This window comes from Flavobacterium limi, assembly GCF_010645075.1.
Classification (GTDB): Bacteria; Bacteroidota; Bacteroidia; order Flavobacteriales; family Flavobacteriaceae; genus Flavobacterium; species Flavobacterium limi.
Genome location: NZ_JAADZV010000001.1, coordinates 998,095 through 1,023,519, shown reverse-complemented (window position 1 = coordinate 1,023,519; position 25,425 = coordinate 998,095). Strand labels below are relative to the sequence as shown.

The 25,425-nt window shown below is 35.5% G+C and carries 29 protein-coding genes and 1 pseudogene; 18 read left to right on the top strand and 12 right to left on the bottom strand.

Annotation, left to right across the window (positions count from 1 at the left end):
* A complete protein-coding gene (locus tag GXM16_RS04420) occupies nt 1-456 on the top strand; it encodes a hypothetical protein (RefSeq protein ID WP_163393078.1) in 456 nt (151 codons plus the stop codon).
* Nucleotides 457-498: 42 nt separating this feature from the next.
* Here the strand turns inward: GXM16_RS04420 and hemL are convergent, their stop codons facing one another.
* Genes hemL through GXM16_RS04395 form a run of 5 tightly spaced genes read right to left on the bottom strand, consistent with a single transcriptional unit; the run spans nt 499 to nt 4,236 of the window.
* Complete coding sequence (hemL, locus tag GXM16_RS04415; protein ID WP_163393076.1) at nt 499-1,785, bottom strand: glutamate-1-semialdehyde 2,1-aminomutase; 1,287 nt, start codon at nt 1,783-1,785, stop codon at nt 499-501.
* Between the two features lie 49 nt (nt 1,786-1,834).
* Entirely contained in the window at nt 1,835-2,086 is a 252-nt protein-coding gene (locus tag GXM16_RS04410) for a hypothetical protein (protein ID WP_163393074.1), read from the bottom strand.
* Nucleotides 2,087-2,118: 32 nt separating this feature from the next.
* The gene (locus tag GXM16_RS04405) at nt 2,119-3,003 is read right to left on the bottom strand and encodes a glucosaminidase domain-containing protein (protein WP_163393072.1); all 885 of its coding nucleotides are present in this window, start codon (nt 3,001-3,003) and stop codon (nt 2,119-2,121) included.
* A complete protein-coding gene (locus tag GXM16_RS04400; protein WP_163393070.1) occupies nt 2,996-3,904 on the bottom strand; it encodes a 1-aminocyclopropane-1-carboxylate deaminase/D-cysteine desulfhydrase in 909 nt (302 codons plus the stop codon). Before GXM16_RS04400 ends, GXM16_RS04405 begins: the two co-directional genes overlap by 8 nt.
* Nucleotides 3,901-4,236: a hypothetical protein gene (locus tag GXM16_RS04395; protein WP_163393068.1), complete on the bottom strand. Its 336-nt coding sequence runs from the start codon at nt 4,234-4,236 to the stop codon at nt 3,901-3,903. Before GXM16_RS04395 ends, GXM16_RS04400 begins: the two co-directional genes overlap by 4 nt.
* A gap of 112 nt (nt 4,237-4,348) precedes the next feature.
* Here GXM16_RS04395 and GXM16_RS04390 point away from each other — a divergent pair, with 112 nt between their 5' ends.
* The 6 genes from GXM16_RS04390 to GXM16_RS04365 all read left to right on the top strand — a co-directional run bounded on the left by GXM16_RS04390 (nt 4,349) and on the right by GXM16_RS04365 (nt 9,582).
* A complete protein-coding gene (locus tag GXM16_RS04390; protein ID WP_163393066.1) occupies nt 4,349-4,534 on the top strand; it encodes a C1orf53 family protein in 186 nt (61 codons plus the stop codon).
* Between the two features lie 102 nt (nt 4,535-4,636).
* Nucleotides 4,637-6,616: a urocanate hydratase gene (locus GXM16_RS04385; protein ID WP_163393064.1), complete on the top strand. Its 1,980-nt coding sequence runs from the start codon at nt 4,637-4,639 to the stop codon at nt 6,614-6,616.
* Between the two features lie 44 nt (nt 6,617-6,660).
* Nucleotides 6,661-7,203 carry a DUF4136 domain-containing protein gene (locus tag GXM16_RS04380; RefSeq protein WP_163393062.1) on the top strand — a complete coding sequence of 181 codons (543 nt, stop codon included), beginning with the start codon at nt 6,661-6,663 and terminating at the stop codon, nt 7,201-7,203.
* A gap of 174 nt (nt 7,204-7,377) precedes the next feature.
* On the top strand, nt 7,378-8,622 hold the full coding sequence (ilvA, locus tag GXM16_RS04375) for a threonine ammonia-lyase IlvA (protein ID WP_163393060.1): 1,245 nt from the start codon (nt 7,378-7,380) through the stop codon (nt 8,620-8,622).
* 84 nt (nt 8,623-8,706) lie between these two features.
* A complete protein-coding gene (locus tag GXM16_RS04370; protein WP_163393058.1) occupies nt 8,707-9,090 on the top strand; it encodes a group III truncated hemoglobin in 384 nt (127 codons plus the stop codon).
* A gap of 48 nt (nt 9,091-9,138) precedes the next feature.
* Nucleotides 9,139-9,582: a hypothetical protein gene (locus GXM16_RS04365; protein ID WP_163393056.1), complete on the top strand. Its 444-nt coding sequence runs from the start codon at nt 9,139-9,141 to the stop codon at nt 9,580-9,582.
* A gap of 29 nt (nt 9,583-9,611) precedes the next feature.
* On the opposite strand, the gene GXM16_RS23070 is transcribed toward GXM16_RS04365, so the two are convergent.
* The 3 genes and pseudogenes from GXM16_RS23070 to GXM16_RS04355 all read right to left on the bottom strand — a co-directional run bounded on the left by GXM16_RS23070 (nt 9,612) and on the right by GXM16_RS04355 (nt 11,036).
* Nucleotides 9,612-9,677 carry a hypothetical protein gene (locus tag GXM16_RS23070; RefSeq protein ID WP_425279964.1) on the bottom strand — a complete coding sequence of 22 codons (66 nt, stop codon included), beginning with the start codon at nt 9,675-9,677 and terminating at the stop codon, nt 9,612-9,614.
* A gap of 13 nt (nt 9,678-9,690) precedes the next feature.
* A pseudogene (locus GXM16_RS23065) lies at nt 9,691-9,892 on the bottom strand (DUF1348 family protein); the annotation flags it as partial.
* Between the two features lie 70 nt (nt 9,893-9,962).
* A complete protein-coding gene (locus tag GXM16_RS04355; RefSeq protein WP_163393054.1) occupies nt 9,963-11,036 on the bottom strand; it encodes a DKNYY domain-containing protein in 1,074 nt (357 codons plus the stop codon).
* A gap of 236 nt (nt 11,037-11,272) precedes the next feature.
* Between GXM16_RS04355 and GXM16_RS04350 the strand changes: the two genes are divergently transcribed.
* A complete protein-coding gene (locus tag GXM16_RS04350; RefSeq protein ID WP_163393052.1) occupies nt 11,273-13,030 on the top strand; it encodes an aromatic amino acid hydroxylase in 1,758 nt (585 codons plus the stop codon).
* 124 nt (nt 13,031-13,154) lie between these two features.
* Here the strand turns inward: GXM16_RS04350 and GXM16_RS04345 are convergent, their stop codons facing one another.
* Both GXM16_RS04345 and GXM16_RS04340 read right to left on the bottom strand, forming a co-directional pair.
* The gene (locus tag GXM16_RS04345) at nt 13,155-13,478 is read right to left on the bottom strand and encodes a GIY-YIG nuclease family protein (protein ID WP_163393259.1); all 324 of its coding nucleotides are present in this window, start codon (nt 13,476-13,478) and stop codon (nt 13,155-13,157) included.
* A 178-nt stretch (nt 13,479-13,656) separates the two neighbouring features.
* Entirely contained in the window at nt 13,657-14,277 is a 621-nt protein-coding gene (locus tag GXM16_RS04340; protein ID WP_163393050.1) for a DUF4230 domain-containing protein, read from the bottom strand.
* Nucleotides 14,278-14,477: 200 nt separating this feature from the next.
* Here GXM16_RS04340 and GXM16_RS04335 point away from each other — a divergent pair, with 200 nt between their 5' ends.
* Together GXM16_RS04335 and GXM16_RS04330 are read left to right on the top strand one after the other, a co-directional pair.
* The gene (locus GXM16_RS04335; protein ID WP_163393048.1) at nt 14,478-14,852 is read left to right on the top strand and encodes a SpoIIAA family protein; all 375 of its coding nucleotides are present in this window, start codon (nt 14,478-14,480) and stop codon (nt 14,850-14,852) included.
* Between the two features lie 20 nt (nt 14,853-14,872).
* Nucleotides 14,873-15,373 carry a pyridoxamine 5'-phosphate oxidase family protein gene (locus tag GXM16_RS04330; RefSeq protein ID WP_163393046.1) on the top strand — a complete coding sequence of 167 codons (501 nt, stop codon included), beginning with the start codon at nt 14,873-14,875 and terminating at the stop codon, nt 15,371-15,373.
* Nucleotides 15,374-15,414: 41 nt separating this feature from the next.
* Here GXM16_RS04330 and GXM16_RS04325 read toward each other — a convergent pair whose 3' ends face one another.
* Nucleotides 15,415-16,422 (bottom strand): LLM class flavin-dependent oxidoreductase, encoded by a 1,008-nt coding sequence (locus GXM16_RS04325; RefSeq protein WP_163393044.1) that lies wholly within the window; start codon nt 16,420-16,422, stop codon nt 15,415-15,417.
* Between the two features lie 179 nt (nt 16,423-16,601).
* Here GXM16_RS04325 and GXM16_RS04320 point away from each other — a divergent pair, with 179 nt between their 5' ends.
* From GXM16_RS04320 to kdpA, 4 genes are all read left to right on the top strand, one after another.
* Nucleotides 16,602-17,957 (top strand): sigma-54-dependent transcriptional regulator, encoded by a 1,356-nt coding sequence (locus GXM16_RS04320; RefSeq protein ID WP_163393042.1) that lies wholly within the window; start codon nt 16,602-16,604, stop codon nt 17,955-17,957.
* A gap of 228 nt (nt 17,958-18,185) precedes the next feature.
* On the top strand, nt 18,186-18,467 hold the full coding sequence (locus GXM16_RS04315; protein ID WP_163393040.1) for a DUF7674 family protein: 282 nt from the start codon (nt 18,186-18,188) through the stop codon (nt 18,465-18,467).
* Nucleotides 18,468-18,651: 184 nt separating this feature from the next.
* On the top strand, nt 18,652-18,729 hold the full coding sequence (kdpF, locus tag GXM16_RS04310) for a K(+)-transporting ATPase subunit F (protein ID WP_073489533.1): 78 nt from the start codon (nt 18,652-18,654) through the stop codon (nt 18,727-18,729).
* A gap of 109 nt (nt 18,730-18,838) precedes the next feature.
* The gene (gene kdpA, locus GXM16_RS04305; protein WP_163393038.1) at nt 18,839-20,557 is read left to right on the top strand and encodes a potassium-transporting ATPase subunit KdpA; all 1,719 of its coding nucleotides are present in this window, start codon (nt 18,839-18,841) and stop codon (nt 20,555-20,557) included.
* A 95-nt stretch (nt 20,558-20,652) separates the two neighbouring features.
* On the opposite strand, the gene GXM16_RS04300 is transcribed toward kdpA, so the two are convergent.
* Complete coding sequence (locus GXM16_RS04300; protein ID WP_163393036.1) at nt 20,653-21,012, bottom strand: four helix bundle protein; 360 nt, start codon at nt 21,010-21,012, stop codon at nt 20,653-20,655.
* A 111-nt stretch (nt 21,013-21,123) separates the two neighbouring features.
* On the opposite strand from GXM16_RS04300, the gene kdpB reads away from it, so the two are divergent.
* The 4 genes from kdpB to GXM16_RS04280 all read left to right on the top strand — a co-directional run bounded on the left by kdpB (nt 21,124) and on the right by GXM16_RS04280 (nt 25,379).
* Entirely contained in the window at nt 21,124-23,211 is a 2,088-nt protein-coding gene (gene kdpB, locus GXM16_RS04295; RefSeq protein WP_163393034.1) for a potassium-transporting ATPase subunit KdpB, read from the top strand.
* 92 nt (nt 23,212-23,303) lie between these two features.
* On the top strand, nt 23,304-23,855 hold the full coding sequence (locus GXM16_RS04290) for a K(+)-transporting ATPase subunit C (RefSeq protein ID WP_163393032.1): 552 nt from the start codon (nt 23,304-23,306) through the stop codon (nt 23,853-23,855).
* Nucleotides 23,856-24,070: 215 nt separating this feature from the next.
* Entirely contained in the window at nt 24,071-24,244 is a 174-nt protein-coding gene (locus tag GXM16_RS04285) for a hypothetical protein (protein ID WP_163393030.1), read from the top strand.
* A 58-nt stretch (nt 24,245-24,302) separates the two neighbouring features.
* A complete protein-coding gene (locus GXM16_RS04280) occupies nt 24,303-25,379 on the top strand; it encodes a porin (RefSeq protein ID WP_163393028.1) in 1,077 nt (358 codons plus the stop codon).
* Nucleotides 25,380-25,425: the final 46 nt, after the last annotated feature.

Genomic DNA, 25,425 nt, shown 5'->3' with positions numbered 1-25,425 from the left:
ATGAAAAAATTATTTATTGTAGCTTTATTATTCGTTGGAATAACAAGTTTCGCACAAGATGGAGATGGCGGTGATATGGATCAAAGACCAGTGCGTGAACAAAGAGAAAGAATGACTGCTGAACAGCGAAATGAAAGACAATTAAAAAAATTAACTACGGATCTGACTTTAGACGCAAAACAGCAGGAACAGGTAAAACAATTGATTGCTGAAAGAAGTGCTAAATCTGAAAAACTGCGAGAAGCCAGAAAAGAACAAAGAGAAAAAGGCACAAAACTAACTGCTGAGCAAAGAGAAGCTTTTAAAAAAGAAATGACAGCTGAAGCAGATGTAAATGATGCCAAAATGAAAGGAATTTTAACTGCAGATCAATATACCAAATGGAAAAAAAGTCAGGAGGAAAATAAAGATAAGGCAAGAGATAAAATGAGGGAATACAGAAGAGACAATAACTAATTCATCTATAAAAAAAGAGGCCCGAAAGCCTCTTTTTTGTTATTAGAAAGTTTTTGAAACCTTGTCAATCGCATTAATCGTAAAATCCAAATCTTCATACGTCAAAGCATCTGTGATAAACCACGTTTCATAGGCTGATGGTGCAATGTAAACGCCTTCCTGCAATAATCCGTGGAAGAATTTTTTGAAAGTTTCGTTATCTCCTTTTGCAGCCGTCTGAAAATCGGTAACCGGATTGGCATCAAAGTGTACCGAAATCATAGAACCCACTCTGTTAATCGTAAAAACAACATTATTAGCTTTTAAAACCCTGTCGATTCCAGCTTCTAAATAAGCCGTTTTTTCTTCTAAACGGGTAAATATTTCAGCATCATTATTTAAAGCTTTTAACATCGCTAATCCCGCAGCCATCGCCAAAGGATTTCCTGATAATGTTCCTGCCTGATAAACCGGTCCAAGCGGTGCTAAATGATTCATGATTTCTTCACGGGCAGCAAAAGCCCCCACCGGTAATCCTCCACCAATTACTTTTCCAAAAGTTACGATATCAGCGTTAATGTTATACAATTCCTGAACTCCGCCTTTTGCCAAACGGAAACCTGTCATAACCTCATCAAAAATCAGTAGAATTCCGTTTGCTGTACACAATTCTCTTAAGCCTTCCAGGAAGCCTTTTTGCGGTGGAATACATCCCATATTTCCTGCAACGGCTTCAATAATTATCGCTGCGATTTCTCCTTTATTCGCTTCGATTAGCGTTTTTACATTATCTAAATCATTGTATTTTGCTAATAAAGTATCTTTTGCAGTTCCCTCAGTAACTCCTGGACTGTTTGGTGATCCAAAAGTTACGGCTCCGCTTCCGGCCTGAATCAAAAATGAATCTGAATGTCCGTGGTAACAGCCTGCGAATTTGATGATTTTATCTCTTTTTGTAAATCCACGAGCGAGACGAATCGCACTCATACAAGCTTCTGTACCAGAATTTACAAAACGGATTTTATCAATATTCGGAACCATAGAAACGGCCAAAGCGGCAATTTCTGTTTCCAGTTCTGTCGGCATTCCAAAAGAAGTTCCCAGTTTTGCTTTTTCGATTACAGCATCAACAACCGGCTGATACGCATGCCCCAAAACCATTGGTCCCCATGAGTTGATATAATCGATTAATTTGTTTCCGTCCTCATCATACAAATAAGCACCTTTGGCACTTTTTACAAAAACCGGAGTTCCGCCAACGGCTTTAAATGCTCTTACCGGCGAATTTACACCTCCAGGAATTACTTTTTCTGCTTCAGCAAAAAGCTGACTACTTCTTTTATAAATCATTTTTTTTTAGATTATTAGATCTTTAGACTTCTTAGATTAGATTTTAATATTACAAACTAAGACCTCTGTCTTTTATATATTCATTAAAATATTTTTGTTCGGTTTGTTTTTCTTTTGAAAGATCTTCAAATTTTAAATCTGACATTCCTTGAGGAGAATAAAATTTCCATTTCCAGGTCGGTTTGTGTTTGATGAAAAAATGGGTTTCTGCAAATTCATCATGAATATAAACTCCACAGAATAGTCTAATGTTTAAAGCTACTGCTAAAATAAAAGTGGAAATTGAAATTTTTCTATTCATTAATAATTTTTACAGTTAACAACTCATAATTATCATTTAACCTTCAACTTCTGCCCTATCGAAAGCGCATTATCAGTCAGATTATTTTTTTGTTTCAGATCATCAACCAATATGTTGAATTTTTTGGATATCGAATACAAGGTATCCCCTTTTTGAACTTCGTATAAATTTGGATCATTTGAGTTTGAAACTGAAGATGAAGAAGAACTTCTTACCGGTGCAGATTTATTAATTGCCGTATAACTTTTCCCTGTTACCTGACAATCGTACTGGTGCAGATTGTAGCGTTCAATATAACTAATCAGTTTATCCGGATAATTAGGATCAGTGGCATAACCACAGGCTCTTAATCCTTTAGACCAGGCTTTATAATCGTCTTTTCCATAGGTAAACAAAACGGCGTATCGGTTTTTACCCACTAAAAATAAAGCGTGATCGCGATATGATTCTGCTGACTCTTTATATTTTCTAAAACATTCCTGAGAAGAATCATCGTCATGACGAACGCTTTCCCCAAGCCAGTCTTTATGGCATTTTATTCCAAAATGATTATTTGCTGTTAATGCTAAATCGCCTCTTCCTGCTCCCGATTCTAAAATTCCCTGCGCCAGAATAATACTCGCAGGAATACCGTATGTTTTCATATTTCCCATAGCAATATCTTTGTACTGCAACACATAATTATTGATAAGATCGCTGGTAACAACCGTTTTTGAAGTAGATTGAATGACTTCGGTTGTATTATTATTTGTAGAAGGGTATTTTGCAGTTGGTCTGGAAGTAACTCCTTTTTTAGCCGAAGCTGTTCTGGGTTTCTGAACCGCAGCCTGTTTCTTAGTTGTTGCGATAGTGGGTTTGCTGGAAGAACAGCCTGCCAATACTGCGATTACGAAGAGTGTAATTATTTTTTTAAACATCAATTTTGAGTATTGGTAATTTTTTCTGCTTCAATCTTAAATTCATTCCACTAATTCCCTGTAATCCGCCGGTGTGAATGAGTAAAATTTTTGAATGTAGAGGAAAATAATTTTTATGGATTAAATCTATAACGCCAAAAACCATCTTTCCTGTATATATTGGATCTAAGGGCACTTTATTTTCTTCAAAAAAAGCATTGATAAATTCAATTAATTCCAAATTTACCTTGCCATAACCTCCAAAATGATAGTCAGAAATTAAATTCCAGTTATCTTTTTTTGCAAAAATACGAATTTCATCTTGTAAAAAGTCACCTTTTAACGCCGGAAATCCTAAAATTTTCTGATGTGGCAGGGCACTGTTAATTAATCCGGAAATGGTTCCGCCGGTTCCAACAGCACAGCAAACGTAATCAAAAGCGGCATCTTCACTGGTCAAAATCTCTTCGCAGCCTTTTATTGCCAATTCGTTTGTTCCGCCTTCGGGCACTAAATAAAAATCTCCAAATTTCTGTTTTAAATTTTCAATATAAGAGGTTTCACTTTTAAAACGATAGTCTTCCCTTGAAACAAACTCAAACTGCATTCCGTTTTGCTGAGCGAATTTCAATGTTGGATTTTCTTCAATTTTATCTGAAAGTTCATCTCCGCGAATTATTCCAATTGTTTTAAAATCATGCTCTTTTCCTGCAAAAGCAACAGCAGCAATATGATTGGAAAATGCTCCCCCAAAAGTCAATAATGTGCGTTTTTTTTCGGCTTTCGCCTGAAGTAAATTGTATTTCAGTTTCCTGAATTTATTTCCCGATACAAAAGGATGAATCAAATCCTCACGTTTTATCGTCAAAGAAATATCATTTGGAAACCGAATATTTATGGGCTGATTAAGAACTGGATTCATTTTAATTTTATGTATTTCAAAAACTGAAAAAAAGACCGTTTTTTCAGATAATTTAAGTCGGTCTCATTTGTGTACGCTTCTCTTTCAAAACTAATATTTCTATAGGCTAAATCTTTGTTTTTATATTGGATAAAACGAATAAAAAACTCTAAAAAATACCAGATAAAAAATGGCAGAATCAGCATTTCTAACTGTTGTCTTAAATGTATTTTTTCGTGATTTAAAAAAACAACATTTACCTGATCTTTATAATATTTAACCAAAATAAATGGAAATAAAGCCATTCCGCGATATCCTTTCGGAATTAAATATTTAGCAACTATCAGAAGCATTGGTTGTAAAATTTATAAATTTGTAATTACATAGTTGTCCAATTTCATTAAAATCATAATCACGTACTATTCTAGACTTTTAGTGAAACTCAATTTGATTCAAAATAGATTTATGAAAGAGCAAAGTAATGAAAATAAATTAACGGAAGGGGACGATTTTTATTTTACCCCTGAAGGTTATAAATGTTTTACAGAAAAATATCACTTAAAACGAGGTTATTGCTGTAAAAGCGGTTGCCGTCATTGTCCGTACGGGTTTGATAAACGGACCGGGGAAATCAGAAAGAAGGCTAATTAGATAATGTCTCAATTTGAAAATTAGATAATTCTATACAAAAAAAATAAGATTATACTAATCTCAGAATCTAAGAAGTCTAACATCTAAAAATCAACAAAAAAAATGACTTTCAAAGAACAAATACAACAAGGAATTCCTCCCATATTACCTCCAAAAAAAGAATATGATCCGGCTATTAATCATGCTCCTAAACGGAAAGAAATCCTTTCAGCAGAAGAAAAAAAACTGGCACTGAAAAATGCTTTGCGCTATTTTGAACCAAAACATCACGCCGAATTAATCCCTGAATTTTCAGAAGAATTAGAAACGTATGGCCGTATTTATATGTACCGCCTTCGTCCCGATTATAAAATGTACGCTAGACCAATTGACGAATATCCGGGAAAATCATTGCAGGCAAAAGCCATTATGCACATGATTCAGAACAACCTGGATTATGCCGTGGCACAGCATCCGCATGAACTGATTACGTATGGCGGAAACGGAGCTGTTTTTCAAAACTGGGCTCAATATTTATTGACCATGCAGTATTTATCTGAAATGACAGACGAGCAGACTTTAACCATGTATTCTGGCCATCCGATGGGATTATTTCCATCGCATAAAGAAGCACCAAGGGTTGTGGTTACCAATGGTATGGTTATTCCAAATTATTCCAAACCTGATGACTGGGAAAAAATGAATGCTCTGGGTGTTTCACAATACGGACAAATGACAGCAGGAAGTTATATGTACATTGGCCCACAGGGAATTGTACATGGAACCACGATCACGGTCTTGAATGGCTTCAGAAAAATAAAACAAAATCCTGAAGGCAGCTTGTTTGTAACTTCTGGCCTGGGTGGTATGTCCGGTGCACAGCCGAAAGCGGGAAATATAGCAGGCTGCATTACGGTCTGCGCCGAAGTGAATCCGAAGATTACTAAAATTCGTCATGAACAGGGCTGGATTAATGAAATTGTAACTTCTACCGAAGAATTGGTCGCAAGAGTCAATTCGGCGAAAGCCAAAAAAGAAACCGTTTCGATTGCTTATTTAGGAAATGTGGTTGATGTTTGGGAATCTTTCGATAAAGAAAACATCAAAATTGATTTGGGTTCAGATCAGACTTCGCTTCACAATCCGTGGGCTGGAGGTTATTATCCTGTTGGAATTTCTTTTGAAGAAGCGAATAAAATGATGGCTGAAAATCCGGATTTATTCAAAGAAAAAGTTCAGGAAACGTTACGCCGACATGCTGATGCCATCAATAAACACACTGCAAAAGGAACCTACTTTTTCGATTACGGAAATGCTTTTTTACTCGAAGCTTCACGTGCCGGAGCGGATGTTATGGCAGAAAACAATATCGATTTTAAATATCCGAGTTATGTTCAGGATATTATGGGGCCCATGTGTTTTGATTACGGATTTGGGCCTTTCCGTTGGGTTTGTACTTCCGGAAAACCTGAACATTTATTAAAAACCGATGCAATCGCTTCGCAGGTTTTAGAAGAAATGGCAAAAACGGCTCCAGATGAAATTCAGCAGCAAATGCAGGATAACATAAAATGGATTAAAGGCGCTCAGGAAAACAAACTGGTTGTGGGATCGCAGGCCAGAATTCTTTATGCCGATGCCGAAGGAAGAATCAAAATTGCCGAAGCTTTTAATCAGGCTATTGCAAAAGGTGAAATTGGAGCTGTTGTTTTAGGACGTGATCACCATGATGTTTCCGGGACCGATTCGCCTTACAGGGAAACTTCTAACATTTATGATGGTTCCCGTTTTACTGCTGATATGGCGATTCATAACGTAATTGGAGACAGCTTCAGGGGAGCAACCTGGGTTTCTATTCATAATGGCGGAGGAGTTGGCTGGGGTGAGGTTATAAATGGCGGATTTGGTATGGTTCTTGATGGCTCTACAGAGGCTTCAAAGCGTTTAGCTTCAATGCTTTTCTGGGATGTTAATAACGGAATTTCAAGACGAAACTGGGCACGGAACGAAGGTGCTGTTTTTACTATAAAAAGAGCAATGGAAGTCCAGCCTTTATTAAAAGTAACCATACCTAATATTGTGGATGAAAATTTACTATCTTAAAGGTTGTTAAACAATAAAATACTAAAAACAAAAATCTTATATTTATGAAAACGCTAAAATTAATCCCGATTTTTCTGCTATTGATACTTTCTTCATGCAGCAGTGTTACTGTATATTCTGATTACGACAAAAATGTCGATTTTGCGCCTTATAAAACCTATGCGTTTTTCAAGCCCGGAATTGATAAAGTCGAGATTTCTGATCTGGATAAAAGACGTATTCTGCATGCGATAGAAAAGGAGATGCAGTCTAAAGGTTTCACAAAAAGTGAAAAACCTGATTTATTAGTTAATATTTTTACAAAATCCAGAGAACAGGTTGATGTAAACCAATTTAGTGCCGGATGGGGCTACGGTTGGGGATGGGGATGGAATCCATGGATGATGTATGGAGGAAACCAAACTACCGTATCAACTTCTACCGAAGGAACTTTATACATCGATTTGATTGATGCTAAAAAGAAAGAAATGATCTGGCAGGGCGAAGGAATTGGTGTTTTAACCCGAAACATTGATAAAAAAGATGAAAGAATTGCTGAATTTGTAAGCAAAATTTTAGCTCAGTATCCTCCTCAGGTCAAAAAATAATTGATACATTTGTACTTCAGGCAACAAAAAATGATAAAATCTAATAACATTATTATCGCTATTATCAGCATTATTGCAATTCAGCAATGATGGCGAGGTGTTATATAAAAAAGGAATATACAATTTATGAGACCTCCCAAACCGGGAGGTTTTTTGTTTTTAAAATTACACGATATGAATTTATTCAACGAAGTACTCAATGCCAAAAAGCAACTTGAACATGTGGTCGCAGCCACTCCGCTTACCCAAAACCTAAATCTTTCAGACGAATTTAAATCGACTATTCTATTAAAAAGAGAAGATTTACAGATTGTCCGATCCTATAAAATCAGAGGGGCTTACAACAAAATTTCTTCGTTATCCAATGCTGAAAAACAAACTGGAGTAGTTTGTGCCAGTGCCGGAAATCATGCTCAGGGTGTAGCTTATTCCTGCAATTTACTGCAGATAAAAGGCAAAATTTATATGCCAAAAACTACCCCGAAGCAAAAAGTAAAACAAGTGCAATTGTTCGGAAAATCTTTTGTTGAAATTGTACTTACAGGAGATACTTTTGATGATGCTTATGGTTCAGCCACAGCAGACGCCATTAAAAATCATAAAATTTTTATTCATCCGTTCGATGATGAAAAAGTAATTGCCGGACAAGGTACGGTAGGCTTAGAAATTCTTGAAACCTATAAAGAACCTATTGATTATGTTTTTGTTCCGATTGGCGGTGGCGGACTGGCTTCCGGCTTATCTGAGGTTTTCAAACATTTAAGTCCGAATACTAAAATCATTGGTGTTGAACCACAAGGAGCTCCTTCAATGAAAACTTCCATCGAAGCAAACAAGAATACAGCTTTAAAAACAATAGATAAATTTATTGACGGTGCTGCTGTCAAACAAGTCGGCGATAAAACATTTGAAATCTGTAAACAAAACCTGGAGGATATTATTCTGGTTCCGGAAGGAAAAGTCTGTACCACCATTTTGCGATTGTATAATGAAGAAGCCATGGTCGTTGAACCAGCAGGTGCTTTGACCATCGCAGCTTTGGATTTTTATAAGGATAAAATAAAAGGCAAAAGAGTAGTTTGTGTGGTTAGTGGAAGCAATAACGATATCGAAAGAACAGCCGAAATAAAAGAGCGTTCCTTACTTTACGAAGGATTGATGCACTATTTCATGATCCAGTTTCCACAGCGTCCAGGTGCTTTAAAAGAATTCGTCAACAATATTTTGGGTCCCGATGATGATATCACGTATTTTCAGTTTCATAAAAAGAACAACCGAGAAGTGGGTTCTGTAGTAGTTGGATTAGAATTGAAAAACAAAAAAGATATTAAGGCCATTAAAATCAATATGATCCAAAACGGCTTTGAGTTTCACTATCTGAACGACAACCAGGATTTGTTTACACAGTTAATTGGTTAGATAAAATATATTGTTATGATAAATATCAGCAAATAAAGATAGGGTTATATCGTATTTTTGTAACTGAAAATTTAACTTAAAAACATGGCTACTCTTGATATCACAAATATAGAAGACATAAAACTTTTAGTCAATACATTTTATGAAAAAGTACAAAACGATAATTTAATTGGCCCGATATTTAATGAAAAAATGATCGGAAGATGGCCGGAACATCTCGAGAAAATGTACCGTTTCTGGCAGACTTTACTTTTAGAAGAACATACCTATTCAGGAAGTCCGTTTCCACCCCACAAACATTTACCCGTCAACCAGACTCATTTTGACCGCTGGATGGAAATTTTTACCGAAACCGTTGATTCTTTATTTGTTGGAAAATTAGCCGAAGAAGCTAAACTACGTGCTGCCAATATGGCCTATATGTTCAATTATAAAATTGAATATTTCAGAAATCCGGGAAATCAATAAAAATGCAATATTTTTAAAAATAAGCTCAATAATAAACTATTACCCAATATGAAAAAACTAATTCTTCTATGTAACCTGCTTTGTATGTTCTTTGCCACCACTACAAAAGCACAATCTGCCAAAAGCATTCTTTACAAAGGCACTATTGACGGAAAAATAGCCGTAACCGTTTACATAAAAGAAGAAGAAAACCCTTGTACGGCTGATATAATGTACACTTCAATGTACCGTTACGACAAATCCGGCAGCTGGATACAATTAGATATCACCCAAAATAAAAAGAATGAAAACCAATTTGTATTAGTCGAACATGGATTTTCAGGAGTTATGATTCTGAAAAAGGAGGGCGTAAATTTTAACGGAATATGGATAAGTCCTGACAGTAAAAAGCAATTAAAAATAATCTTGAAGGAAGTCCGTATGACCAAAAAGGAAGCAGGAAGTTACGAAGATAAAATGGAGAAAGTAAATTATGAAAATAACGATTGTTAGAAACAGTCGTTATTTTCATAGCTGTAAATTTATTTCAACTTCCTTTCAGATTCTTTAATCTGAATATCGTTAATGCTTGCAAATCTTTTTTGCATGAGTCCGTTGGCATCAAATTTCCCAGTTTTCGTTGCCGTATGCCCTGAACCAATTGCCCTTAGCGGTTTGATTCGTACTCAAAACGTACCGCAATACGATTTTCAGTGTGAGCCCAGTATTCTTTCTTCAATTTATATTGCAGTTCTTTTTTCCATTTTTGAGTCAAAAAAGAGACAATCTCTTCTCTGCCATTTATAAACTGATCGCGGTTGCGCCATTCACTGTGAACAGTGTAAGCTTTTGAAACACGTTCCGGATCCTGACTGTTCCAGTCATTCTATAAATTAGTTTATAATTTTTCCGTTCTTGTATTTGTTTTTTCCATCTTCCCAAACATCATTTTCAGAAGCTCTTTTGAAGCTTTTTGGAATGGCTCCCTTAATCACTTCATTCTTATAATATACATGCTGATTATCTTTGGAATAATCCGGAGAAATGATTTCAAAATCCGCAAGATTTACTCCGATTATTTTTTTGCCATTATAATATGCATTATTCTTGTCTCTTGAATAGCCATAACTTAATGACTCAAAAGATGCTACATCAATTTCCGGGCATTCTATCCCTTTGTAAATTAAAGTATCATTAACGACTATTGTAAAATAATCGATTGCTTTGGTATTTTTGATTGTTTCAAAAGCATGAAGTGTAAATTCATTTTTCGTAAAAGCAGAAACAACAGTATTTCCTATTTGAACGTATGTGTCATTAATAACATGTATTGGGCCATCCATCATTTTATGTTTTCGGATGACCTCATCAACATCCAGCAGGTACATACCCTCACCTCTTTCATGAATAATCGAATAAATGTAATTTGCGTCTATAGCTATTCCATCATTTAAAGGCTTGAAAGTAGCCGGATCCCCTTGTATCTTTTTGCTTCTGTAAAAAACAGCATTAGCATCCTTATTCCAGCTTTGGCGTTTGTGATCTGGTAATGAAGGATCTAATAATTGATAGGTTTTAGGATCAGCATCCTTAATGATTCCTAAAAAATTATATTCTTCCCCGTTAGTTGTATACACATGGTTTTTGTCCTTAATAATTCCTGAAGCATCAACCTGAAACGTAGCATAATCAACAGCTTGTATTCTTCCTTTCCAGAAAACGTTCTTTTTATCTTTTCCAAAATCCCTGTTTATGGGCTGAAAAGATTCCACATCGGCATCAGATTCAAAATATCCTAATTCAAACCAATTTCCCATTGGTGAATGCACAATCAGATTTTTTCTGTAATGATAAAAATACGAATCGGAAATCTTACTATTTACCGGATCTCCTATGCGAAATAAAAAATATCGTATTCCTAAAAAGGCAAGCACTGCTATTGCTAAAATGATTAAAAGAACTTTCATATTTGTAATACCTAATTATACTTTCTGTAAAACTAAGTATTTTATTGTTATTTATTAGGTTGAATTTATCTTCAGCTCATAATCCGCATTTTAAAGACTTATATTAAAAACCGTAAAAAGCAAAAAACTGATAATTCACTAACAAAACAGTATTATTATTAAAATTAAACAACATAAAAGTCGTTTTCAATACCTCAAATTTGTAATTTTACATTTCAACCTTCAGCTATTTCAAAATGCATTCAACGATTGAAACAAATCCACTATTAGAAAAATTGCCTAAACATTTAAAGCAATTCATCAAACCTCAGGATTATGGTGATTATACACCAATCAATCAGGCGGTGTGGCGTTATGTGATGCGTAAAAACGTAGATTATTTATCGAAAGTGGCTCATCATTCGTATTTGGATGGTTTGAAAAAAACCGGAATCGAGATTGACTCTATTCCGAGCATGTATGGCATGAACCGGATCCTGACCGAAATTGGCTGGGCAGCCGTTGCAGTTGACGGGTTTATTCCGCCAAACGCTTTTATGGAATTTCAGGCGTATAATGTTTTGGTCATTGCTTCCGATATCAGACAGTTAGAACATATTGAATATACACCCGCTCCGGATATCATTCACGAAGGTGCCGGTCACGCTCCTATCATTGCAAATCCTGAATATGCTGAATATTTGCGTCGTTTTGGAGAAATTGGCTGTAAAGCAATTTCATCCCACAAAGATTATCAGATGTATGAAGCGATCCGACTGCTTTCGATTTTAAAAGAAGCCGAAGATACGCCTCAGGAAAAAATCGCCGAAGCCGAAAAAGCAGTAGCTGATTTACAAAACAATATGGGCGAATTATCTGAAATGGCCCAAATTCGAAATTTACACTGGTGGACAGTTGAATATGGTTTGATTGGAACTATAGAAAATCCTAAAATTTATGGTGCAGGACTGCTTTCCTCAATTGGTGAAAGTGCTCACTGCATGACCGATAATGTGAAGAAAATCCCTTATGATATCTCGGCTGCAAATCAGAATTTTGATATTACGCAGCTACAGCCTCAGTTGTATGTAACACCAAATTTTTCACATCTCAGTCTGATTCTGGAGGAATTTGCCAATAAAATGGCTTTACGAACCGGAGGCTTGTCCGGAATTGAAAAACTAATTCAATCCAACGCTTTGGGAACAATTGAGCTGAGTACCGGTCTGCAAATTTCAGGAGTTTTCACTAATGTTATTGAAGAAGAAGGAAAACCGGTTTACATTCAGACAACCGGAAAGACCGCTTTATCGTACCGTGAAAAAGAATTGGTTGGTCACGGAACTTTGACACACTCACACGGATTTGGAAGTCCGATTGGAAAACTAAAAGGTTTTAACCTGGCAATTGAAGATATGAGTCCAAAGGATTTACAGGCGTACAGCATTGTTGAAAACGAAACTGTAAAACTGGAATTTGAAGGCAATATCATAGTTGAAGGAGAAATTATTACCGGTTCAAGAAATCTTCATGGAGAAATTATCCTGATTAGTTTTAGAAATTGTACTGTTACGCATGGCAATACGATTCTGTTCCAGCCGGAATGGGGCAATTATGATATGGCTATTGGCAAAAAAGTAGTTTCTGCATTTTCAGGTCCGGCCGATGTGAATAGTTTTGATCTGATTAATATTGTGCCAACGATTAAAACGATCAAAGCAAAGCATACAGATGAACGCGATGATTTAGAAATTTTATATTCGACAGTTCGAAATATCAGAAATAACAAAGATTCTAAATCTGAACTCCAGTCGGTTTTTGAAAAATTAAAAAACAATCACCCTTACGACTGGCTGCTTGCTGTTGAAATTGCGGAACTTTTAAAAGATTCTGATCAAAAAGAACTTTTACAGGAAGTATTAAATCATTTAGGGCAATTGAAAATACAACGTCCTGAAGTGGCACATTTAATTTCTGGTGGACTAGAATTGATTTTTGATAAAGAAACAGTTTAAATTATGGCATGCAGGTTTTAATTTTCTTTGTCACTTCGACGGAGGAGAAGTCACATAAAGTATTTACAGTTCGTTGCTCTCTGGATGTGATTTCTCCTTACGTCGAAATGACAAAACACAATAGTTAAATTGAATCAAAATGATAATTTAAAAATTCTAATTTTGGATTAAAATCTTTTATTAATTCAATCTTCTTTTCTCTTCTCCACTTTTTTAATTCCTTTTCTCTGGAAATTGCTTCTTGAACCCAAACAAATTTTTCATAATAAACCAGAAATTCTAAACCGTATTTTGAGGCAAAAGTTTTATTCCCAGTTTCTAAATTATCTTTATGCTGTTCCAATCTTATTTTCAAATTATTGGTAACTCCAATATAGAAAGTTGAACGATATTTATTGGTTAAGATGTAAACATAATAAGAATGAAAACCTTCCTGAGGATTAAACATAGTTTTTAATATTGTGCGTTCGTTTTTTAGTTTTTTTGTCATTTCGACGTAAGGAGAAATCACTGAGGGAGAGCAACGCACTGTTGTCGAGTTTCTAGTGTGATTTCTCGTTCCTCGAAATGACAAGATTGCGAAAACCTTTGCCCCTGTGCAATTCTACCTATTTAAAACTTAAAAATTACAACTTCAAATCCTCATTAAACTCACTCTCCGATTCAATAGTTTTTCCATTATACTGTAATTTCCATCCCATAGAATTGGTCATAATTAAAATTTTAGACAATTCACTTATCAACCTATTTTGTGCGTTTGTTTTAAGTGTAGATTTATCGATTTTTTTAGACAGATTGGCTTTTACCGATTTATTGATTTTATTGTAATCGTCTCCGGTAAAAGGATTCAGTTTGCTTTGTTCCACATCATAAAACTGAATATCCGGATTGATTGTAATTTCTTCTTTCGGAATATTGAGAATCGTAATCGTTTTATTTTTCTCATCAATATCATATTTCATTTTATGTAAATCGTAAGCAACTGTAACATTTGCATTTACCACAATAAGCGCTTTCTTCTCAAAAGAGATCATATTCATTAAATACTTTTGTTGGTTTTTATACGTGATGACTTCTGAAAAATGCCCTTCGGTTACAACCAGCTTTCCAACATTCAAAATTTGCTGCTGAATCAGATTCGTGTTATACTCAATTGCACCATCATCCTCTTTTTTCAATTCACAATATTTGAAAGCCAAAATAAGGGCAATTACAATTCCGGCACCAACTAAAATTCTCTTAAGCATAATTTGGATTTACATTTATAATCATAGCTAATTTAATACTTTTTTGAGTAGAATTCCTTAGTATTTCTTAAAACCATTATCATCGAAATTTTCAATTACATTGGAATTATGTAAGATAATCAGCTTTTTACATAAACTTAAAAACGTACTTGCTCTGTATTTTTGTAAAAAATGAATTTAACCTGCAAAATTTAATTGTTATGATTGAAAAAATTAAAGAATTACCAGAAAACATGATTGGTTTTAAAACAGCTGGTCACGTAGTTAAAGGCGATGTTGATTTTGTGAAATCAGAAGTACGTCTTTTAATTGATGAGACACCGAAACTTAATTATTTATTATTTTTCGATAATTCTCCAACTGATTTTGCTTTAGGTGCCTGGCTTCATGAATCCTTGCTAAGCATCAAAAACATTACAAAGTGGACAAGAGCTGCTATTGTAACAGACTGTCAGAGAATGATCAATTTTACTAAAGTTTTCAATACAATTATGCCGGGAGAATTCAAAGGATTTAAAAAAGAAGATTATATGCTGGCCGTAGACTGGACATCAGAAAAAATTGATCTGGACTAAACTATTAAAAATGATATATCATGCATAAAGATTTAGATAATAAAGAAGCAGTAGAAAAAATAATTTCATTAGTAAAAGAAATTAAAACAGGTATTTTTGTAACTGAATTAACAAAAACACCTCTTCAATCACGACCGATGAGTATACAGGATATTGATGATCAGGGAAATTTGTGGTTTATTAGTTCTGCTAACAGCAATAAAAATTTTGAAATTTTAAAAGATAATCAGGTTCAGTTGTTTTTTGCTAACAATTCAAGCTCTCAATACATTTCTATTTACGGTGCAGCATCTATATATAAGGATCAATCGATAATTGACGAGTTATGGACACCTGTAGCCAAAGCCTGGTTTGAAGAAGGTAAAAATGACCCTAACGTTACGGTTATAAAAGTAACCCCTTCGGATGCTTATTACTGGGACACAAAAGATGGAAAAGTCATTTCGCTGCTCAAAATGGCAGGATCAGCATTATTTGGCAATACTGCAGATATTGGTGTCGAAGGAAAATTAAAATTATAAAGAGAGAGGCTGTCGAGCCTCTCTTTTTCATTTATAACGATTTATTTTGCATTCAGTTCATCAATTACTTCTTTAGTCAATTGCAGACTTTTCAATTTAGCCTGATGATCAAAAATTGGACTGGTGATCATTAACTCATCAATTCGGGCATAATCAATAAACTTTTTCAAATCTGCTGCGAGTTGTTTTTTACTTCCCACAAATGAACAAGCCGTCATTTGATTGACGTGAAAACGTTCTTCCTCGCTCATAATATCGTCCAGCGAATCCACAGGCGGCTGAAGGCCTTTGCGGTCATTTCGAATTAAATTCAGAAACATTTGGTACAAACTTGTCGACAGTTTTTCGGCTTCTTCATCGGTATCAGCAGCAATAATATTTACACAAGCCATTGTTTTCGGCTTATCTAAAACTTCTGAAGCCTGAAAATTATTACGATAAAATTCAAAAGCCTGTAACATTTGACGTGGCGCAAAATGCCCTGCAAAAGCATACGGAAAACCGTATGAAGCTGCCAAAGAAGCACTTTCCATACTCGAGCCTAAAATCCAGATGGGTACTTTTGTTCCTTCTGCTGGAAAGGCGCGAACTTTTGCCCCAGCATTTTCTTCAGAAAAATACTCCTGTAATTTGGATATGTTTTGCGGAAATCGCTGTGCCTGTTCAAAGAAATCTTTCCGAATAGCTTCTGCAGTGGGCTGATCAGTTCCGGGAGCTCTTCCCAAACCTAAATCAATTCGGCCAGGATACAATGTCTCTAAAGTCCCAAATTGTTCTGCCACGATTAAAGGCGAATGATTTGGCAGCATAATCCCACCGGAACCCACGCGGATATTTTGTGTCTGACTGGCGACATATCCAATTAAAACCACAGTTGCGGTACTGGCTACATGCGCCATATTGTGATGTTCGGCTAGCCAAAACCGTTTATAACCTAAACGATCTGTTAATTTGGCGATTTCTTTTGTTTTATTTAATGTTTCAGTTGCATTGCTGTTGTTGTTAATAATAGCGAGTTCTAATATGGAGAGTGAAATTGGATTTTTCATGTAATAAAATGTCTTTTTACAAAATTAATTCATTTTAAATGAAAGCTAAATTATGCTATGTTAATAGAATTATAATATTTAAAATGTTCTCTAACTTTTCAAATTAAACTTAAAACCCAAATGATTTTAACCCTAAATTTGTACATCAAACACCAAAATTTGATTTAGCCTCTCTGCAAATGACACACAGAATATTAATTATAGACGACGAAGAAAAACTGAGAAGTCTGCTGGTTCGCATTATTAAATCGGAAGGATTTGAAGTTTTTGAGGCGAAAGATTTAAAATCTGGTTTTAAAAAACTGGAACAAACCGATATAGATGTTGTTTTGTGTGATGTAAAATTGCCTGACGGAAACGGCGTCGATTTTGTTCAAAACATAAAAAGCAGTTTTCCTTTAGCGGAAGTTATTCTGCTAACTGCTTTCGGAAATATTTCCGACGGTGTTCAGGCGATGAAAAACGGCGCTTTCGATTATATTGTAAAAGGCGATGATAACGACAAGATTATTCCGCTTCTTTATAAAGCCGTTGAAAAAGTGCATTTACAGAAAAAAGTAAAACAGCTTGAAAAACGTATTGGTGACAAATATTCTTTCAATACGATAATCGGAAAATCAAAAGGAATTGAACAGGTTATCGATCTGGCTCAAAAAGTAGCCAAAACCGACTCAACTGTTTTATTGACTGGAGAAACCGGAACCGGAAAAGAGGTTTTTGCACAGGCAATTCATGAAAATAGTAATCGGGCAGGAAAATCTTTTGTGGCTTTAAATTGCAGTACGTTTAGCGCAGCAATTTTAGAAAGCGAACTTTTCGGACATAAACAAGGCGCTTTTACTGGAGCTTTGAAAGATAAAAAAGGTTTTATCGAAGAGGCTAACGGTGGTACTTTGTTTTTAGATGAAATTGGTGAAATGCCAATTGATCTTCAGGCGAAATTATTGCGTGTTTTAGAAACCAGCGAATATATTCCCGTTGGAGACACAACTTCTAAAAAATCAAATTTCAGATTAATTGCTGCAACAAATCGTGATTTAAAAGAAGAAAGTGAGGCACATCGTTTCCGTTCTGATTTGTATTTCCGCTTGAACATTTTCGAAATCAAATTGCCTTCGCTTCGTGAAAGAGCTAAAGATATTCCATTACTCACTAATTTTTATGTGAAACAGTTTTCAGAAAAAACGAATAAAAAGACTTTACAAACTTCAGCCGATTTCCTGGAGAAATTAGAAAATTATTCGTGGCCGGGAAATATACGTGAACTCAAAAATGTTATTGAACGATCGGTTATTTTGAGTAATGGAGATACTTTGACTCCTGATGTTCTGCCTTATGAAATGCAGCATCAAACAGAAAAAAGTACAAAATCAATGTCGGCTTTCTCGATGCAGAGTATTGAAAAACTGCATATTCAAAAAGTTTTGAATTATACTAAAAGCAATAAAGCTGAAACGGCCAGATTGTTGGAAATTGGAATTGCTACTTTGTATAGAAAGATTGAAGAATATGGGATAGAAAATTCCAAAATTTAAATTCCAAACTCCAATTTTAAAATTAAAACCAAATAACTGATCACATTTTACCATTAATAATTAAAATCATCTTATCATTTTAATAAAAGCTTATCATTTTGATAGGCTTTTTTTATGCCTGATTTTGGCACAAAACAACAACTTCTTATTTTACAACACCTTACACACTACTGTGCATTTTCGGAATATATTTTGGCATAAGGAGGAAGAACATAAAAATTCCTTCTCATGAAAAATCAAGTTAATTCTATTTACAAACAAGCGGAACGCTTTGCTGAGATAACTAAAAAAAATATTATCTGCGGCAATATCGTTCGGGCTAAAAAATGTTTGGCACTTGCTGAACGTTTATTTATTACCGGAAGTATCGAAACCAAAAACGCGATTTCAAACGTGTATATTTTTTCAGTCTCGTCTTTTATGGAAGTGCGTCACTGCAATATCTCGCATCTTTTTCCGCAAACGCTTAAAGCAGAATATATCAAACAAGTTAATACTTCGGGAGTTTAGTGTAAAATGTTGTTTGTGAAATGTAAGATGTGTCTATCGCTTTTCACAAATAACATCTTACTTCTCACATTTCACAAATCTAAAAATCATCCCTATGTTAATTACAATTCTTTTACTAGCATTTGCAGTTTTGCTCTTTGCTCTTTGTTTTAAATCAATTGAACTTTTTGAAAATATCTAAGTCATGACAGCACTGTTTATAGTTTCCATCGCCGTTTTCGTGTATTTGGTTTATGTATTAATTAAACCTGAAAAATTCTAATAAGTGTGAAATGTCAAAAGTGAAATGTTAGATGTCTTTCATTTTACAAATCACATCTCACATTTCACAACTTCACATTTCACTTTTTACAATCAACAACTCACACATTATGAATACAGAATTACTAGGTGTCATAGGTATTTTTCTCCTAACTATTGTTTTAGCGATTCCCTTCGGAAAATATATTGCTAAAGTATTTTCAGGAAACAAAACACTTCTTGACCCGATTTTCAATCCGCTTGAAAAATTTATTTTTAAAATCAGCGGTATCAATCAAGCTGAAGAAATGAACTGGAAACAGCATCTAAAAGCACTTTTAAGCATCAATATGCTTTGGTTCTTTCTCTGCTTTTTTGTCCTGCTTTTTCAAGGTTCGTTACCACTAAATCCAGATAACAATCCATCGATGTCACCTGATTTAGCTTTTAACACCGCTATTTCATTTGTTGTAAACTGTAACTTACAGCATTATTCTGGTGAAAGCGGAGTTTCGTACCTGTCGCAATTGGTCTTGATGTTCTTACAATTTGTTTCGGCTGGTGTCGGGATTGCTGCTGCCGCAATGGTTTTTACCGCTATGCGCGAAAGAACAACAGACAAACTGGGGAATTTCTACAACTATTTCGTAAAAAGCTGTACTCGTATTTTATTGCCACTTTCTGCAATCGTGGCAATCGCTTTGGTTTTCAGTGGAACTCCAATGACTTTTGAAGGGAAAGATGCAATCACCACTTTGCAAGGCGATCAGGTTGAAGTTTCCCGCGGACCAGCTGCTGCTTTTATCGCTATCAAACATATTGGTACAAACGGTGGCGGATTCTTCGGAGCTAACTCGGCTCATCCTTTAGAAAATCCGACTTATTTTACGAATGCGGTTGAACTTTGGGCACAAATGATTGTTCCATTTGCGATGATTTTTGCACTTGGCTTTTTCCTTAATAAACGAAGATTCTCTTATATCGTTTTTGGTGTGATGACGATTGGCTTCTTACTCTTAGTAATTCCGACAATATCAAGCGAAATCATTGGAAATCCTGCAATCGAAAAAATGGGGATTTCTCAATTAAATGGAGCGATGGAAGGAAAAGAAGTCCGTTTTGGTCCAGCTATTTCAGGTTTCTGGAGTATTGCAACAACGGTTATTTCTACAGGTTCTGTAAACAGTATGCACGATAGCTCGATGCCGGTTTCGGGAGCTATGCAATTATTGGCCATGATGGTCAATGTGTTTTATGGCGGATGCGGTGTTGGTTACCTCAACTTTTACATTTTCATTATTCTGGCTGTATTTATTTCAGGATTAATGGTTGGTCGAACTCCTGAGTTTTTTGGAAAGAAAATCGAAGCCCGAGAAGTCAAAATTGCTGCTTTTATCGCTATTCTTCACCCTTTATTGATTTTAGCCGGAACAGCTTTAGCTTCTTATTTTGCTGCGAATGATACTGCAATGGGGTATTGGTTTAGCGGAAATGCAACGGGCTGGCTGAACAATCCTGGAAATCACGGATTCTCTGAAATGTTGTACGAATATACTTCAAGCGCCGCTAATAACGGTTCTGGTTTTGAAGGTTTAGGCGATAATAATCCGTTTTGGAATATCACTACAGGAATTGTTTTACTATTAAGCCGTTTCATTCCAATTATCGGGCCTTTAGCAATTGCAGGTTTATTAGCCAACAAAAAATACATTCCGGAAAGTGCAGGAACTTTAAAAACCGATACCACAATTTTCGGAATTATGATTTTTGCTGTAATCGCTATTGTTGCGGCTTTATCTTTCTTTCCTGCGTTGGCACTTGGTCCTTTAGGAGAATATTTTACTATGTGAAAAGTTAAATGTAAAATGTGAGATGTGAAATACGGTCACTTCATGTAAACAATATCTAGTATTTTACATCTTACATCTCACAAATCACATTAAAGCTACAAACGATTTTCAAGACTTTTAATCAATCCGTAAATAAGTTTTCCTATGACATCTAATTTTTCAATTAATTGTTTGCATTCTTCTTCATTGAAAAAATCCAACTCTTTACTCAATAAAATTAAAGTGTCGAGTTCTGATACAGAACCTAGTGAAATATGTAAAAAATGGATAAATTCTTTTATTCCTTTCCTTGCAGCTCCTTCTGCAATATTAAGAGGTACAGAAACTGAAGCTCTCCGGATTTGTGAAGTAATTCCGAATTTTTCTTCAGCTGGGAATTGTCTTGTGACTAAATAAATTTCTTTAACGAACTCAAAACTTTTAATCCAAGAATTCAAATTTTTATGCGGTTTCATATATTTTTTTTACAAATATAAGATTTTTCGTATTTAAAATTTCTGTTTTACATTTCACATCTAACATTTCACATCCAACATTTTACATCTAACATTTTACATAAAGAAAAAATGACAACTAATAAATCCACATCATTGTTTGAAAGCAAACAGGTAAAAGAAGCTTTATGGCAGTCTTTCGTTAAGCTGAATCCAAAAATGATGATTAAAAATCCGGTAATGTTTACCGTAGAAATTGGAACTGCCATTATGTTTGCCGTTTGCGTTTCGATCTTAATGGGCGCAACCGATCAGGGCAGTTTTATTTACAATCTAATTGTTTTTCTAATTTTATTCGTTACGCTTTTGTTTGCCAATTTCGCAGAAGCTATTGCAGAAGCGCGCGGAAAAGCACAAGCCGACAGTTTAAGAAAAACCCGCGAAGAAACGCCTGCAAAATTGGTAAAAAGGGAAAAGTCAAATGTGGCAGGTCAGCCAGATACATTTCACATTTTACATATTTCATCCTCACAATTAAAAAAGAACGATATTTTCATTTGTGAAGCGGGCGATTTAATTGCTGCTGACGGAGAAATTATTGAAGGTCTGGCAACAATCGACGAAAGTGCTATTACGGGAGAAAGTGCTCCTGTAATTCGAGAAGCGGGCGGAGACAAATCGTCTGTTACAGGAGGAACAAAAGTGTTATCTGATAAAATCAAAGTAAAAGTAACATCAGAACCTGGCGAAAGCTTTTTGGATAAAATGATTGCTTTGGTTGAAGGTGCAAGCCGTCAGAAAACGCCAAACGAAATTGCACTGACTATTTTATTAGCTGCTTTTACCTTAATCTTCGTGATTGTCTGCGTTACCCTAAAACCTTTTGCTGATTATGCGAACGCTCCTATTACTATTGCTGCTTTTATTGCATTGTTCGTTTGTTTGATTCCAACTACGATTGGAGGCTTGCTTTCTGCAATCGGAATTGCGGGAATGGACAGAGCTTTGCGTGCCAACGTCATTACCAAATCAGGAAAAGCGGTTGAAACTGCTGGAGATATTGATGTTTTACTTTTGGATAAAACGGGAACAATTACAATTGGAAACCGAAAAGCAACCAATTTTTACCCAACAAAAGGAATTACTTTTGAAGATTTTGTAAAATCAGCTGTATTGAGTTCGCTTGCTGATGATACTCCTGAAGGAAAAAGTATTTTGGAGCTTGGTAAAATGTTAGATGAAAACAGTAAAATGCAGTCAGACATTTCACTTCTCACAGATAACATTTCACACACCATAAAATTTACTGCTGAAACCAGAACTTCGGGTGTTGTTTTAAAAGATGGAACCGACATTCGAAAAGGCGCACAAGATGCTGCTAAAAAAATCGCAGAACAAGCCAGAAATGCTTTTCCTGAAGATACTTTACAACAAGTGATCACAATTTCTTCTAATGGAGGAACACCTTTAGTGGTCATCAAAAACAACGAAATTCAAGGCGTTATCGAATTGCAGGATATCATTAAAACCGGAATGAAAGAACGTTTTGAGCGCTTACGCAGAATGGGTATCAAAACTGTTATGGTTACAGGTGATAATCCACTTACGGCTAAGTTTATTGCTGAGAAAGCAGGAGTAGATGATTTTATTGCTGAAGCGAAGCCTGAAGATAAAATGAATTATATCCGAAAAGAACAAGCCGAAGGTCGTCTGGTTGCCATGATGGGAGACGGAACAAATGACGCTCCTGCCCTTGCGCAAGCCAATGTAGGTGTTGCCATGAACAGCGGAACGCAGGCAGCGAAAGAAGCTGGAAATATGGTCGATCTTGACAATGATCCAACGAAACTAATCGAGATTGTCGAAATTGGAAAACAGCTTTTAATGACCCGCGGAACTTTAACAACTTTCTCCATTGCCAATGACGTTGCCAAATATTTCGCGATTGTTCCTGCTCTTTTCATTACTGCGATTCCAGCATTGCAAGGTTTAAATATTATGCATTTGCACAGTCCAGAAAGTGCGATTTTATCTGCTGTAATTTTCAATGCGATTATCATTCCGATTTTGATTCCGCTGGCGTTGAGAGGTGTTGAATATCGTCCGATTGGAGCAAGCGCGATCTTAAAACGTAATCTTTTGATTTATGGCTTAGGCGGTTTGATTGTTCCTTTCATCGGGATTAAGTTAATTGATTTAATCGTAACACTTTTTATTTAGTGAAATGTGATTTGTAAAATGTAAAATGACGAAATCAAAAAACACAACAATTTACAAATCACTTTTTACATCTAACATTTTACACTAAAAACATGAAAACAATATTTTCAATCATAAAACTTACTGCGGTTACTTTAATCTTATTCGCAGTTATTTATCCTCTTGCGATTTATGGAATAGCACAATTGTCTCCGAATCAAGGAAAAGGAGAAACGCTTTCGGTTAATGGAAAAGTGGTTGGTTATCAAAAAATAGGACAGAAGTTCGATAAATCGAATTATTTCTGGGGAAGACCATCTGCTGTTGATTACAATGCTGCAGGAAGTGCCGGAAGCAATAAAGGGCCGAGCAATGCTGAATATTTAGCTTTGGTTCAAAAGAGAATTGATACATTCCTGGTTGTTCATCCGTACTTGAAAAAAGCTGAAATTCCAGCTGATATGGTTACCGCTTCAGGAAGTGGTTTAGATCCGAATATTTCTCCGCAAGGCGCTTTGGTTCAGGTGAAACGTGTTGCCAAAGAACGAAATTTAGCTGAAGTGAAAGTAAAAGCTTTGGTAGAATCTAAAATTAATTCGGCTGTTATTGGTCCTGAAACTGTGAATGTTTTGGAGTTGAATGTTGCGCTTGATAAGCTTCGCTAAAAGATGCTAAGGTACTAAGTTGCTAACATTATAAGTTTTTTCTCCTAACAGGTTTTGAAAACCTGTTAGGTATGACTTCCCTTTAGAACACAGTAACCACACTGTTTGTCATCCCGAGGAACGAGGGATCTCCGCAAGTAGCTCGGTAAAGTATTGTTGATTCTCTGTGTGGAGTTTCTTGCGGAGATTTCTCCTTCGTCGAAATGACAAGCTGAATGCAAATTCAAATCGAAAATCATACTTTAAAATTAAATACCTACAAGGTTTTAAAAACCTTGCAGGAAAATGACACGCCTTTTTACCCCAAATGCCCTAGCCCCGATAGTAGTGAAAATCCTTTTTCTGGCTTCTTTAGCCAGAAAAAGATTGTAGCGGATAGCGGGAAATAGCTCCTAAAAAATCTACTAAATATTAATTACCCTTTTGGGTTGAATACCACAATTAACAATGAAAAAAATAATACTTACCGCTTTAATCGCTTTTGGTTTTAGCAATTTACATGCACAGTCAGCATCTAAAACTCCGTTTACGTTTTCGGGATATGTAGACGTTTATTATAGTTATGATTTCGGTAAACCGGAAAATCATACACGGCCAAACTTTTTTTATAATTATAACCGAAGCAATGAAGTGAACCTGAATTTGGGCTTGGCGAAAGTAAATTATTCGAAGGGAAATGTACGAGGAAATTTTGCGCTGATGGCGGGGACTTATGCACAATATAACATGTCGGCTGAACAAGATTTATTGAAAAATATTTATGAGGCGAATGTTGGCGTGAAGATTTCGCAAAAACATGATTTGTGGATTGATGCGGGAATTATGCCTTCGCATATTGGTTTTGAAAGTGCGATTGGAAAAGACTGCGCGAATTTAACCCGAAGCATTCTGGCTGAGAATTCACCTTATTATGAAGCGGGCGTAAAAATTGGTTATACTTCTGAATCCGGAAAATGGTATTTGGCCGCGATGTATTTAAACGGCTGGCAGAGAATTCAGAAAATAGATTGGAATCAAACTCCGGCTTTTGGAACACAGGTTACGTTTAAACCTACGGACAGAGTGATTTTGAATTGGAGTACATACACAGGAAACGAACAACCTGACATTGATAAAAAATGGCGTTATTTTAATAATTTCTACGGACAATTTAAAGTAACTGAAAAGACAAATCTAACGGCTGCTTTTGATATTGGTTCGCAGCAATCGGCTAAAAACAGTAATAAGTACGATACTTGGTTTTCGCCTGTTTTGATTCTGCAATATAAACCATCAGATAAAATTCAGCTGGCAGCAAGAGGTGAATATTACAGCGACGAAAAAGGTGTAATCATCGCAACTTCAACGCCAAACGGATTCAAAACTTACGGATTTTCAGCTAACTTTGATTACTTAATCACTGATAATGTTATGTTTAGAATTGAAGCAAGAAATCTGTCAAGTAAAGATGAAATTTTCACCAAAAACAATCTGCCAACAGATACGAATACTTTTGTGACATCTGCTTTGGCGATTAGTTTCTAATTATGTGAAATGTTTTCTGTAAAATGTGAAATGTATTCGATCATTT

What these genes read in the sequence shown, in the direction of transcription:
- kdpF (WP_073489533.1), top strand. Translation starts at nt 18,652, where the DNA reads ATGACAGCACTGTTTATAGTTTCCATCGCCGTTTTCGTGTATTTGGTT.
- GXM16_RS04410 (WP_163393074.1), bottom strand. Translation starts at nt 2,086, where the DNA reads ATGAATAGAAAAATTTCAATTTCCACTTTTATTTTAGCAGTAGCTTTA.
- GXM16_RS04380 (WP_163393062.1), top strand. Translation starts at nt 6,661, where the DNA reads ATGAAAACGCTAAAATTAATCCCGATTTTTCTGCTATTGATACTTTCT.
- GXM16_RS04315 (WP_163393040.1), top strand. Translation starts at nt 18,186, where the DNA reads ATGAAAAATCAAGTTAATTCTATTTACAAACAAGCGGAACGCTTTGCT.
- ilvA (WP_163393060.1), top strand. Translation starts at nt 7,378, where the DNA reads ATGAATTTATTCAACGAAGTACTCAATGCCAAAAAGCAACTTGAACAT.
- GXM16_RS04345 (WP_163393259.1), bottom strand. Translation starts at nt 13,478, where the DNA reads ATGTTTAATCCTCAGGAAGGTTTTCATTCTTATTATGTTTACATCTTA.
- GXM16_RS04395 (WP_163393068.1), bottom strand. Translation starts at nt 4,236, where the DNA reads ATGCTTCTGATAGTTGCTAAATATTTAATTCCGAAAGGATATCGCGGA.
- GXM16_RS04420 (WP_163393078.1), top strand. Translation starts at nt 1, where the DNA reads ATGAAAAAATTATTTATTGTAGCTTTATTATTCGTTGGAATAACAAGT.
- GXM16_RS04320 (WP_163393042.1), top strand. Translation starts at nt 16,602, where the DNA reads ATGACACACAGAATATTAATTATAGACGACGAAGAAAAACTGAGAAGT.
- GXM16_RS04290 (WP_163393032.1), top strand. Translation starts at nt 23,304, where the DNA reads ATGAAAACAATATTTTCAATCATAAAACTTACTGCGGTTACTTTAATC.
- kdpA (WP_163393038.1), top strand. Translation starts at nt 18,839, where the DNA reads ATGAATACAGAATTACTAGGTGTCATAGGTATTTTTCTCCTAACTATT.
- GXM16_RS04385 (WP_163393064.1), top strand. Translation starts at nt 4,637, where the DNA reads ATGACTTTCAAAGAACAAATACAACAAGGAATTCCTCCCATATTACCT.
- GXM16_RS04285 (WP_163393030.1), top strand. Translation starts at nt 24,071, where the DNA reads ATGCAAATTCAAATCGAAAATCATACTTTAAAATTAAATACCTACAAG.
- GXM16_RS04350 (WP_163393052.1), top strand. Translation starts at nt 11,273, where the DNA reads ATGCATTCAACGATTGAAACAAATCCACTATTAGAAAAATTGCCTAAA.
- GXM16_RS04330 (WP_163393046.1), top strand. Translation starts at nt 14,873, where the DNA reads ATGCATAAAGATTTAGATAATAAAGAAGCAGTAGAAAAAATAATTTCA.
- GXM16_RS04390 (WP_163393066.1), top strand. Translation starts at nt 4,349, where the DNA reads ATGAAAGAGCAAAGTAATGAAAATAAATTAACGGAAGGGGACGATTTT.
- GXM16_RS04300 (WP_163393036.1), bottom strand. Translation starts at nt 21,012, where the DNA reads ATGAAACCGCATAAAAATTTGAATTCTTGGATTAAAAGTTTTGAGTTC.
- GXM16_RS04370 (WP_163393058.1), top strand. Translation starts at nt 8,707, where the DNA reads ATGGCTACTCTTGATATCACAAATATAGAAGACATAAAACTTTTAGTC.
- GXM16_RS04325 (WP_163393044.1), bottom strand. Translation starts at nt 16,422, where the DNA reads ATGAAAAATCCAATTTCACTCTCCATATTAGAACTCGCTATTATTAAC.
- GXM16_RS04355 (WP_163393054.1), bottom strand. Translation starts at nt 11,036, where the DNA reads ATGAAAGTTCTTTTAATCATTTTAGCAATAGCAGTGCTTGCCTTTTTA.
- hemL (WP_163393076.1), bottom strand. Translation starts at nt 1,785, where the DNA reads ATGATTTATAAAAGAAGTAGTCAGCTTTTTGCTGAAGCAGAAAAAGTA.
- GXM16_RS04280 (WP_163393028.1), top strand. Translation starts at nt 24,303, where the DNA reads ATGAAAAAAATAATACTTACCGCTTTAATCGCTTTTGGTTTTAGCAAT.
- GXM16_RS04365 (WP_163393056.1), top strand. Translation starts at nt 9,139, where the DNA reads ATGAAAAAACTAATTCTTCTATGTAACCTGCTTTGTATGTTCTTTGCC.
- kdpB (WP_163393034.1), top strand. Translation starts at nt 21,124, where the DNA reads ATGACAACTAATAAATCCACATCATTGTTTGAAAGCAAACAGGTAAAA.
- GXM16_RS04340 (WP_163393050.1), bottom strand. Translation starts at nt 14,277, where the DNA reads ATGCTTAAGAGAATTTTAGTTGGTGCCGGAATTGTAATTGCCCTTATT.
- GXM16_RS04335 (WP_163393048.1), top strand. Translation starts at nt 14,478, where the DNA reads ATGATTGAAAAAATTAAAGAATTACCAGAAAACATGATTGGTTTTAAA.
- GXM16_RS04405 (WP_163393072.1), bottom strand. Translation starts at nt 3,003, where the DNA reads ATGTTTAAAAAAATAATTACACTCTTCGTAATCGCAGTATTGGCAGGC.
- GXM16_RS04400 (WP_163393070.1), bottom strand. Translation starts at nt 3,904, where the DNA reads ATGAATCCAGTTCTTAATCAGCCCATAAATATTCGGTTTCCAAATGAT.